The 10,423-nt window shown below is 68.2% G+C and carries 9 protein-coding genes; 7 read left to right on the forward strand and 2 right to left on the reverse strand.

Annotation, left to right across the window (positions count from 1 at the left end; translation table 11 throughout):
• Positions 1 to 8: 8 nt before the first annotated feature.
• Entirely contained in the window at positions 9 to 2,015 is a 2,007-nt protein-coding gene (locus tag MKD50_RS27150; protein ID WP_252669471.1) for a sigma-54-dependent Fis family transcriptional regulator, read from the reverse strand.
• 273 nt (positions 2,016 to 2,288) lie between these two features.
• Here MKD50_RS27150 and pedF point away from each other — a divergent pair, with 273 nt between their 5' ends.
• The 3 genes from pedF (at position 2,289) to MKD50_RS27165 (ending at position 4,961) form a co-directional block, all read left to right on the forward strand.
• Entirely contained in the window at positions 2,289 to 2,768 is a 480-nt protein-coding gene (gene pedF, locus MKD50_RS27155; RefSeq protein ID WP_115699990.1) for a cytochrome c-550 PedF, read from the forward strand.
• 58 nt (positions 2,769 to 2,826) lie between these two features.
• Entirely contained in the window at positions 2,827 to 3,735 is a 909-nt protein-coding gene (locus tag MKD50_RS27160; RefSeq protein ID WP_252669473.1) for a substrate-binding periplasmic protein, read from the forward strand.
• Between the two features lie 218 nt (positions 3,736 to 3,953).
• Positions 3,954 to 4,961 (forward strand): YihY/virulence factor BrkB family protein, encoded by a 1,008-nt coding sequence (locus MKD50_RS27165; protein ID WP_252669475.1) that lies wholly within the window; start codon positions 3,954 to 3,956, stop codon positions 4,959 to 4,961.
• Here the strand turns inward: MKD50_RS27165 and MKD50_RS27170 are convergent.
• Positions 4,880 to 5,752, reverse strand: a complete 873-nt coding sequence (locus MKD50_RS27170; RefSeq protein ID WP_240071849.1) for a LysR substrate-binding domain-containing protein — start codon at positions 5,750 to 5,752, stop codon at positions 4,880 to 4,882. The two genes, MKD50_RS27165 and MKD50_RS27170, sit on opposite strands and share 82 nt — an antisense overlap.
• Positions 5,753 to 5,998: 246 nt before the next feature.
• On the opposite strand from MKD50_RS27170, the gene psrA reads away from it, so the two are divergent.
• The 4 genes from psrA to MKD50_RS27190 form a co-directional block, all read left to right on the forward strand.
• On the forward strand, positions 5,999 to 7,090 hold the full coding sequence (gene psrA, locus MKD50_RS27175) for an iron-containing alcohol dehydrogenase PsrA (protein WP_115699994.1): 1,092 nt from the start codon (positions 5,999 to 6,001) through the stop codon (positions 7,088 to 7,090).
• Positions 7,091 to 7,165: 75 nt separating this feature from the next.
• Positions 7,166 to 8,470 carry an MFS transporter gene (locus MKD50_RS27180; RefSeq protein ID WP_115699995.1) on the forward strand — a complete coding sequence of 435 codons (1,305 nt, stop codon included), beginning with the start codon at positions 7,166 to 7,168 and terminating at the stop codon, positions 8,468 to 8,470.
• 86 nt (positions 8,471 to 8,556) lie between these two features.
• Complete coding sequence (gene phnY / locus MKD50_RS27185) at positions 8,557 to 10,002, forward strand: phosphonoacetaldehyde dehydrogenase (protein ID WP_252669476.1); 1,446 nt, start codon at positions 8,557 to 8,559, stop codon at positions 10,000 to 10,002.
• A 183-nt stretch (positions 10,003 to 10,185) separates the two neighbouring features.
• A partial coding sequence (locus MKD50_RS27190; RefSeq protein WP_305882096.1) for an acetyl-coenzyme A synthetase N-terminal domain-containing protein occupies positions 10,186 to 10,423 on the forward strand: 238 nt, incomplete at its 3' end.

The raw sequence follows: 10,423 nt of genomic DNA on the forward strand, positions 1-10,423 counted from the left end.
GGCGCGAGTCAGCCGCCCTGGTGCGGCAGCCCGCGCGCTTCCTCCATCTTGCGGTAGACCGTGTTGCGCGAGATCCCCAGCGCCTTTGCGGCCGCCGAGATATTGCCGTTGTGCGCCTTGACCGTGGCCACGATCGCCATCGCCTCGACCTCGGCCAGCCGCGTGGGCTGCGTGCCGTGCGCCATCGCCACGGCCGGCGCGGCCGCGGGCACGGGTGGCTGCGCCTCGCGCAGGTCGTCGAGGAAGTCGTCGGGCAGGTGCTCCTCGGTGATCTCGGCTTCGCCCTCGGCCATCAGCCGCGCGGTGCGCAGCAGGTTGCACAGCTGGCGGATATTGCCCGGCCAGTGGTAGCGGCGGAACAGCGCCATCACCGCGTCGCTGATGCGGGGCGCGTTATCGTCCGCACCGTCCGCACCGGCCGCGCCGCCGCCGTGGCCCTGGCGCAGCAGCTTGCCGGCGACCACGTCGAGGTCGCTGCGCTCGCGCAGCGCCGGCAGCCGCACCACCAGCCCGTTGAGGCGGTAGTACAGGTCTTCGCGAAACTGGCCGCTGGCAACCAGGTCGCGCAGGTTGCGGTTGGTGGCGCACACCACCGAGACGTCGATGTGGATCACCTTGCTGCTGCCCAGCGGCGATACCGCGCGCTCCTGCAGCGCGCGCAGCAGGCGGCCCTGCAGGTGCAGCGGCATGTCGCCGATCTCGTCGAGAAACAGCGTGCCGCCGTTGGCCAGCAGCATCTTGCCGATGCCGCCCTTCTTGCGCGCGCCGGTGAAGGCGCCTTCCTCGTAGCCGAACAGCTCCGACTCGATCAGGTTTTCCGGGATCGAGGCGCAGTTGACCGCGATGAAGGGGCCGGTGCGGCGCCCGCTGTCGGCATGGATGGCGCGCGCCATCAGCTCCTTGCCGGTGCCGGTTTCGCCCAGAACCATCACCGGGATGTCCTTGCCGATGACCTTGCGCAGCTTGCCGATCACGGCGCGGATCTGGGCGTCGCCGGTGTCCAGCTCATCCAGCCCCGGCGAGGGCGCGGGGCCCGCCGCCAGGCTGCGCGGCACGCCGGTGGCGCCCATGCCTGCATGGCGCGCCTCGGTGCCGCCGGGCAGCGCCGTGGCCGGGGTTTTCCATTCCACGCGCGCGCTGACCTTGACGCCGCTGGGCAGGTGCAAGGGGACGATGCCCGCGTGCGCCGCGCGCGCCGCGTCGAACAGCTGCGACATCGACAGCCCGAACAGCGACGAGAAGGTATGCGCCTGCAGCGCGCCGATGGACAGCCCCAGCTGGAACTGCCCGCTGCGGTTGGCCGACAGGAAGCGCCCGCCCGGCGTGAACGAGACGATGCCCTCCACCAGCGTGCCGAGGAACTCGGCGCGCGAATGGAAGCGGATGCACACCATGTCGCGGAAGGCGTTGCCGAACAGCTGGTTCTCGATCATCTGCGCCGACATCCGCACCAGCGCCATGGTGTGCTTGTGGAAGCCACGCTGGTCGCCGGTCACGTCCAGCGCCCCCACGGTCTTGCCGTAAGGGTCCAGGATCGGCATGCACGAGCAGGTCAGGAACTGGTTGGCCTCCAGGTAATGGTCGGCGCCGTGGACCAGCGTGGCGCGGTTCTCGGCCAGCGCCGTGCCGATGGCGTTGGTGCCGCGGCGCGCCTCCGACCACTCCGAGCCCGGGCGCAGCGAGATCTTGTCGGCACGGGCAAGGAAGTCGTCGTCGCCCATGGCGTGCAGGATCAGGCCGTCGGCGTCGGTCAGCACGATCATGCTCTGGGTGTCGACGATCTGGTCGTGCAGCGTCTCCATCACCGGCAGGGCATAGGTGAACAGCGACTGGCTGCGTTCGATGCGGGTCTTCAGCTCGCTCTGCAGCACCGGGCAGAAATCGGGCGATTCATAGGGGCGCAGGCCATAAGACTCCGAGCGCTGGTGGGCCTGGGCAATCAGCTCGGCACGCTCGTGCTGCCCGGTATCACCGGGGGCGTCCGCGCGCGGATGCGGATCCGGCTGGATGGTCATGTCTCGGTCTCCTTGTGGAAAATCCGCCCGCGATCTTTGCGCGGGTCGCCGCCGGCCGCCCAAGGGCGGGCTCGACAGTGTTGCGTGGTGAAGCAAAACACTTGCCAGGGTGTGGCATTCCGGGACACCGCTGCCGCGCGGCGGCGTTGCCCGGGCGGATTTTGCCCGGCAAATGCGGCACTTCGACGGTATTTGTGCCGCGCCGCCGCGTTGGTATGGCTCTTGCGGAAACGGGACAAACAAAACCCAGCCCCATCACTGTAGGAGACATCCATGAAAACGCAGCGCCGCCTGCTCGCCTTGCTCGCGCTTTGCGCGTCCCTGACCGCTTTTTCCGCCGGCCCGGTGCTGGCCCACGGCGATGTCACGCCCCAGGCCGTCGACACTAAAGCGTTACCACAGCTGGGCGACGAATGGCGTCCGGACAATCCCTACCGCACCGGCGATGCGCACAAAGAGGCGCTGCGCATCGGCTCGTCGGCGTACAACCAGAACTGCGCGCGCTGCCACGGGCTCGAGGCCGTGTCGGGCGGCATTGCCCCCGACCTGCGCAAGCTGGACGGCGACTGCGTCGCCCTGGCCGACGCCAAAAAGAAGCAGGCCTGCCTGAGCGAGATCTCGCAGTTCTACACCACTACCGTGCGCAAGGGCCGCACCCGCGACGGCCGCGTCTACATGCCGCCGTTCGACGGCGTGCTGAGCCAGGAGGCGGTCTGGGCCATCAAGACCTACCTGGAATCGCGCCACGAGTAAGCGCCGCGCCAACGCCATCGATGCCCGCCGGTCCCCTTCGTCCAACTGGAGCAATGCCATGCCTGACAGCCCTGTCCGCGGCCCACGGCTTACCTTTTCCGTCCTGCCGGCGCCGTCGGCGCGGATGCTGCGCTGGCTCGGCTGCATCCTGCTGTCTGCCGCCGGCTTGCTCGGCGTGTCGCCGGCGCATGCCGACCTGGCCCGGATCCGCCAGGCCGGCACGCTGAAGGTGGCGGTGTACAAGGGCCTGCCGCCGTTCTCGTCGCTGGCCGGCAGCCAGTACGCCGGCATCGACGTGGCGCTGGCGCAGGCGCTGGGCAAGGCGCTGGGCCTGTCGGTGGCGCTGTTGCCGTTCGATGCCGACGAGAACATGGCCGACGACCTGCGCGCGATGGTCTGGCGCGGCCATTACCTGGGCTACGGACCGGCCGACGTGATGCTGCACGTGCCGGTCGACCGCGCCTTCATGCGCGCCAACGACAAGGCGCTGATCGTCGCCCCCTACTACCGCGAGAGCTTCGTGCTGGTGCGGGACCGCGAACGCGTGCCGGAAGTGCGCGGCCTGGAAGACCTGGCCGGCCACCCCACCGGCGCGGCCGCGGGCTCGGCCGGGGCCAATGCGCTGTTGTCCGCCGGCGGCGGCGCGCTGCGTGACCGGGTCAGGATCTACCCCGAGCCCGGGCTGGCACTGCACGCGCTGTTCTCGGGCGAGATCGCCGCGGCGCTGGTGACACGCGCGCAGTATGAAAGCGCGCTCAAGGCGGGCGGCCACGCCGGCGGCCGCTATGCCGCCAGCGACATCAGCGCGCCGCTGCTGCCGCCGCGCGGCTGGGCCGTCGGCATGGCGGTCAAGGCCGGCGAGCGCGAGCTGGCCGAGGCGCTGCAGTCGGCGCTGGACACGTTGCGCGGTAACGGCGAGCTGGCCCGCATCTTCGGCGGCTACGGGGTGTCGATGCAGGCGCCGTGAAGCGGACGTTGTAAAGAATGCATGCGATCCGGCCTCGCAGGGTCGCCATGCTGGCGTGGGTCTGATGCGCCTACGGCTGCCTGGTGCGGCGCCAGTAGCGCCCTGGCGGCCCCATGGCGCCGCGCCTGCCATCGCCGCAGCACATGAGCGCAGCACACGGCCGCGGGCAGGAACGGGAATTGCGGGGGCAGGGCAGTATCACGACTGGGGATCGAGCGATGCCTTCCATTTCGTCGGTTCTGCTGTCCTCGCCCCGCGCGCTCTATGGGCTGCTGCGGGATACCGTCAACGCCTGGGTGGAAGACTACGCCCCCAGCATGGGCGCGGCGCTGGCCTACTACACGGTGTTCTCGATCGCGCCGCTGCTGCTGATCGTGATCTCGGTGGCGGGCGTGGTGTTCGGCCACGACGCCGCGCGCGGCGAAGTGGTGGCGCAGTTGCAGGGGCTGCTCGGCCCGGAAGGCGCCAAGACCGTCGAAGCCATGCTGCTCGCGGTCAGCAAGCCCGCGGCGAGCGCGCTGACCGCGGTGGTCGGCGTGGTGGTGCTGCTGGTCGGCGCGACCACGGTGTTCGCCGAGCTGCAGTCCGCGCTCGACCGGATCTGGGAGGTGCCCGAGCGGCGCAAGAGCTCCGGCCTGTTCGCACTGCTGCGGGCGCGGCTGCTGTCGTTCGGCATGATCCTGGGCATCGGCTTCCTGCTGGTGGTGTCGCTGCTGCTGAGCGCGGGGATCTCCGCGCTCAACCGCCTGTGGGGGCCCCTGTTCGGTGCCGAGGAGCTGATCGCCCATGTGCTCGACACCGTGGTCAGCCTGGTGCTGATCACGGTGGTGTTCGCCATGATCTACAAGATCATGCCGCGCGCCAAGGTGCGCTGGCCCGACGTCTGGCTGGGCGCGGCGGTGACGGCGCTGCTGTTCACGCTGGGCAAGTTCCTGATCGGCCTGTATATCGGCAAGAGCGGCGTCGCCAACGGCTACGGCGCCGCCGGGTCGCTGGTGGTGCTGCTGCTGTGGGTGTATTACTCCGCGCAGATCTTCCTGCTGGGGGCCGAGTTCACCTGGCAGTACGCACGCCGCTACGGTTCGCGCCGCCATGAGGCCGCGGCCGAACGCGAGCGCGAACTCGAACGCGCCAGGTCCCAGTCTCAGCCGCCGCCGAGCGCCACCGCGAACAGCGCCGAGATCAACGGGCGCTCCTTGCGCACCGCCAGGCAGCACAGGGAATAGTCGATCGACAGCAGCGGCTCGTCCACCGGCACCACCTGCAGCCCCGGCAACGGGATGCATTCGATCTCGGTGACGAAGCTCAGCCCCATGCCGCTCGCCACCGCATGCAGGATGGCCTCGCGGCTGTTGATCTCCATCACGCAATGCAGCGCCACGCCATGCTGCGCGCAGGCGCGTTCGACGCGGTCGCGCGTTTTCGAGCCGGCTTCACGCAGGATCACGGGTTCGCCGGCGAGGTCCCGCAGCGTGACCGTCGTGCGCCCGGCCAGCGCATGGCCCGCCGGCACTACCGCGACGATGCGTTCCCTGCGATAGGGCACGACATGCAGTCCCGCCACCGGGTCGGGTTCGGCGAGGATGCCGGCGTCGATGTCGAAGTCCTGCAGGCCACGCAGCACCGAGGCTTCCGAGCCGATGGTGACGGTCAGCTCCAGCGCCGCATGCGCGCTGCGGAAACTGCGCGCCAGCCCCAGCGCGATCGGCGGTGACACCGCGCCCACCCGCACCAGCCCGGTCTTGAGCTTGTGCGCGCTGTGCAGGAACTGCATGGCTTCCTCTTCCTGCCCGAACAGCCCCTGCGTGATCGCATAGAGTCGCTCGCCGGTATCGGTCAGGCGCACGCTGCGCCCGCTGCGCAGGAACAGCTCCACGCCGAAGCGCGTCTCCAGCGCCTTGACCTGGTCGGTTACGGTAGGTTGCCCGATATGCAGGTAATGCGCCGCGGCGGTGAAGCCGCCGGTGCGCGCCACCGCGTGGAAGCAGCGGATCGACTTGTAGTACTGGTGGAACATGGATCGGATTTGGGGGCTGGCCGCCGCGCAGGCGGCGTGTCCGGCGAGTCTCCCACAGCCGTGCGCCGATGCGTACAGGGTTTCCCCGAGGCCGGCGCGGCGCCGCGGCGATCCATCGGTTTTGGCGCACCCGGGCGTCAAAGATGCGATTGGACCGGGGCTTTGGCGTCTCCCACACTTCTGGCAACCAGGCGCGCGGTGCCGACCGCTGCCAACGCAACCCAGAGCCAGAACCGAGGAGACCCCATGACCCATGCCTACCACAACCCCGTGTCGATCCATTGCGGTGCCGGCGCGCTCGACCAGTTGCCGGCCTTGCTCCACGGCCGGCGCGCCGTGGTCGTGACCTTCCCGGAAGCGCGCGCGCTGGGACTGGTGGCGCGGCTCGAAGCATTGCTGGGCGCTGACCTGGCCGGGCTGATCGAAGACGTGCAGCCCAACCCCGACGTGGCGCATCTGTCCGGCCTGTACAACCGCTTCTGGGAACACGCTGACCGCTGCGATGCCATCGTCGCGGTCGGCGGCGGCAGCGCCATCGATACCGCCAAGGCGCTGATGGTCGGCACCCGCTCGGGCCGCTTCGACTCGCTGGTCAGCCTGCTGGCGAGCGGCAAGTCGTTCACGCCGGCGCAGGTCAAGCCGCTGATCGCGGTGCCGACCACCGCCGGCACCGGCAGCGAAGTCACGCCGTGGGCCACCATCTGGGATGCGGCGAACCAGAAGAAATACTCGCTGCACCTGCCGCAGACCTGGCCCGAGGCGGCCATCGTCGATGCGCAGCTGATGCTGTCGGTGCCGCGCGGCACCACCATTGCCACCGGCCTCGATGCGCTGTCCCATGCGCTCGAATCGATCTGGAACGTCAACGCCAACCCGATCTCCGACACCTTTGCGGTGTCGGCGGTCGAGGACATCTTCGAGACCCTGCCGCAACTGGTCCAGGAGCTGGACGACCTGTCGCTGCGCGAGCGCATGGCGCTGGCCGCACTCAAGGCCGGGCTGGCGTTCTCCAACACCAAGACCGCGCTGGCGCATTCGATCTCTTACGAAATGACGCTGCGCCACGGCCTGCCGCACGGCATTGCGTGCTCGTTCACGCTGCCGCTGGTGCTGGAAAAGGCGTGGGCGCGCCGCCCCGACCGCGACCGCACGCTGCAGCGGCTGTTCGGGCCGTCGCTGGCCGACGGGCAGCAGCGCCTGCGCGCCTTGCTGCAAGGGCTGGGCGTGAAGACTGAGTTTGCCGACTACGGCGTCAGCGATGACGAGGCCGGCGCCATGATCGCGCGTGCGCTGGACGGCGCCCGCGGCAAGAACTTTATCGGCGCCGTGCCTGCCTAGCTGTTCCCCCCGGGCCGGTGTTTACCCGGCCACACGAGCCCGACAGACGGGCCGACAATATAAAAGGAGACAACCATGGAAACAGCCGACCGCATCCAGGTGGGAGCGTTCGTCGCCCCGGCTGAGCAATCGTTCCGGCGCGCGCAGTGGCGGATGCTGCTGGCCGCGATGTTCTGCTATTTCTTTTTTTACACCGGGCGCCAGACCTTCGGCTTTGCCATCCCGGGGATCCAGCAGGAATTCGGCCTGTCCAAGGAGGTGCTGGGCTGGGCCTCGACCTGCCTGTTGTGGTGCTACGCGATCGGCCAGGCGATCAACGGCAACCTCGGCGACAAGTTCGGCGGACGCCGCGTGATGACTGCCGGCGCGATCCTGTCGTGCGCGGCCAACTGGGTGGTGAGCTTCGCCGTCGGCTTCAAGAGCCTGGCGATCCCATGGGGCATCAACGGCTACTTCCAGGCATTGGGCTGGGCCCCTGGCAGCCGGCTGCTGTCGAACTGGTGGGGCGCCGGCGAGCGCGGCAAGGTCTACGGCTTCTATGTGTTTGCCGCGGGCTGCGCTTCGGTGCTGTCGTTCGTGACCTCCATCCTGGTGGTCAATATCCTGCATCTGGACTGGCGCTGGATCTTCCGGCTGCCGGTGCTGCTGATGCTGCTGGGCGGCATCACCTTCTACCTGATCGTGCGCGAGCGGCCGGAGGAGTTGGGTTTCAAGTCGCCTGACACGGGCGCCGCCAATGCAGACGGTGCCGCCCGCGCTGCGCATGCCGAGACCGACGCGGATGAAAGCTCGTGGTCGCGCTACAAGGCGGTGCTGCGCAACCCGCGCCTGCTGATTGCCGGCCTGTCGATCGGCTTCCAGAACGCCGCACGCTATGGCCTGATCGTATGGGTGCCGGTGCACTTCCTGGGCAAGGACTGGAAGCATACCGACACGCTGATCGATCCCGCCTGGATCTCGGTGGCGCTGCCGGTGGGCATGGCGTTGGGAGCGCTCTCAAACGGGTGGATTTCCGACCGCCTGTTCGGCTCCAGCCGCAGCAAGGCCATCATGCTCTACATGGTCCTCGGTGCTGTCGCCTCGATGGTCATGTTCAAGCTGCCCACTGGCATGGGCGCCATCGTCGCGCTGTTCCTCGCCGGCTTCTTCGTCTACGGTCCGGCCTCGTCCTTCTGGGCACTGTGTCCGGACCTGGTCGGCGCGAAGCGGGCGGGTACCGCCACCGGCATCCTCAACTTCTTCTCCTACCTGCTCGCCGGCCTGGGCGAACCCCTGATCGGCCGCATGCTGGATCACTCGGGCAATACCTCGCTGGTGTTCCCGATCGTGGCGGCCAGCTGCATGATCAGCGCCGTGATCGCGGCCTTCATCCGCCGCTGAGCACGCCGGGCCGGCAAGGCGCCGGCCCGCCTGCAACGGCTGCTTCCTCTTCCATACATCGCATGAGACCCGCGAGGGCAAGACCAATGACCGCATTGCAACACATCCCCGAAATCCGCCACGAGGCGCTGCTTATCGCCGGCGAGAAGATCTACCGCGAAGACGTGATCGAGGTGACCTATCCCTACACTGGGGAAGTCATCGCCACCGTGCCCAGGGCCACGCTTGACGACGTGCGTCGCGCCTACCGTATCGCGCGCGACTATCAGCCCACGCTGACGCGCTACGAGCGCTACAAGATCCTGATGCGCGCCGGCGAGATCATTGCCTCGCGGCTGGACGAGATCTCTCGCACCATCACGCTGGAGTCCGGCCTGTGCCGCAAGGACTCGCTGTACGAAGTCGGGCGCGCCTCGGACGTGCTGCTGTTCGCCGCCAACCAGGCGCTGGTCGACGACGGCCAGGTGTTCTCGTGCGACCTGACCCACCACGGCAAGAGCCGCAAGGTCTATACGCTGCGCGAGCCGCTGCTGGGCGTGATCACCGCGATCACGCCGTTCAACCACCCGCTCAACCAGGTGATTCACAAAGTCGCGCCGGCGGTCGCCACCAACAACCGCATGGTGCTCAAGCCCAGCGAGAAGACCCCGCTGGCGGCCTACCTGCTGGCCGACATCCTGTACGAAGCGGGGCTGCCGCCACAGATGCTGTCGGTCATCACCGGCGACCCGCGCGAAATCGCCGACGAGATGCTGACGCACCCCGACGTCGACCTGGTCACCTTCACCGGCGGCGTGCCGATCGGCAAGTACATCGCGGCCACCGCCACCTACAAGCGGCAAGTGCTGGAGCTGGGCGGCAACGATCCCATCATCGTGATGGAAGATGCCGACCTGGAGGAAGCCGCCACGCTGGCGGCGAGCGGCTCGTACAAGAATTCCGGGCAGCGCTGCACGGCGATCAAGCGCATGCTGGTGCATGAGTCGGTGGCGGAGCGCTTTGTCGACCTGCTGGTGGCGAAGACCGAAGCACTCAACTACGGCGACCCGATGGACCCGAAGGTCGACATGGGCACCGTCATCGACGAAGCCGCGGCGATCCAGTTCGAGGCGGTGGTCAATGAAGCGATTGCCGCCGGGGCCACGCTGCGCTACGGCAATATCCGCCGCGGCGCGCTGTATTCGCCCACCGTGGTCGACCATGTGGATCCGGAGATGACGGTGGTGAAGCATGAAACCTTTGGGCCCGTGTCGCCGGTGATCCGTTTCAAGGATATTGATGATGCCATCCGGATTTCCAACGGCACCGCCTACGGGCTGTCGTCATCGGTCTGCACCAACCGGCTCGACTACATCACGCGCTTCGTGCGCGAGCTGAAGGTCGGCAGCGTCAATGTGCGCGAAGTGCCGGGCTATCGGCTGGAGCTGACGCCGTTCGGTGGCATCAAGGATTCCGGCCTGGGCTACAAGGAGGGCGTGCTGGAGGCGATGAAGACCTTCTGCAACACCAAGACCTACTCGCTGCCCTGGTAAGCAGCGCGCGCCGGCGGGGCAGTTCGTCCCTGCGCCGCCGGTACGTGGCGAGCGCCTCTACTGTGTCTCCGGGTAGTCGGGGCCCCGGCGTACTCCAGCACTGTCGTCCCCGGATTCTGGCCGCCCCATGGCGGCTTTTTTTTCCATCGGCGCCGCGTCCATTGCGCCATGACCGCACCATCCATGACTTCCCTCCAATCCATCCTGCACGAAGCCAGGCTGTTTCCGCCTGCCCCGCAAGCCAGCGCCAAAGCCGCCATTCCCAGCATGGAGGCCTACCAGACGCTGTGCGACGAAGCCGGGCGCGACTACGAAGGCTTCTGGGCCCGCCACGCGCGCGAGCTGCTGCACTGGAACAAGCCCTTCACCAAGGTGCTGGACGAAAGCAACGCGCCGTTCTACCAATGGTTCGAGGACGGCG

Source organism: Cupriavidus mimosae, assembly GCF_023952485.1.
GTDB classification, from domain to species: domain Bacteria; phylum Pseudomonadota; class Gammaproteobacteria; order Burkholderiales; family Burkholderiaceae; genus Cupriavidus; species Cupriavidus taiwanensis_C.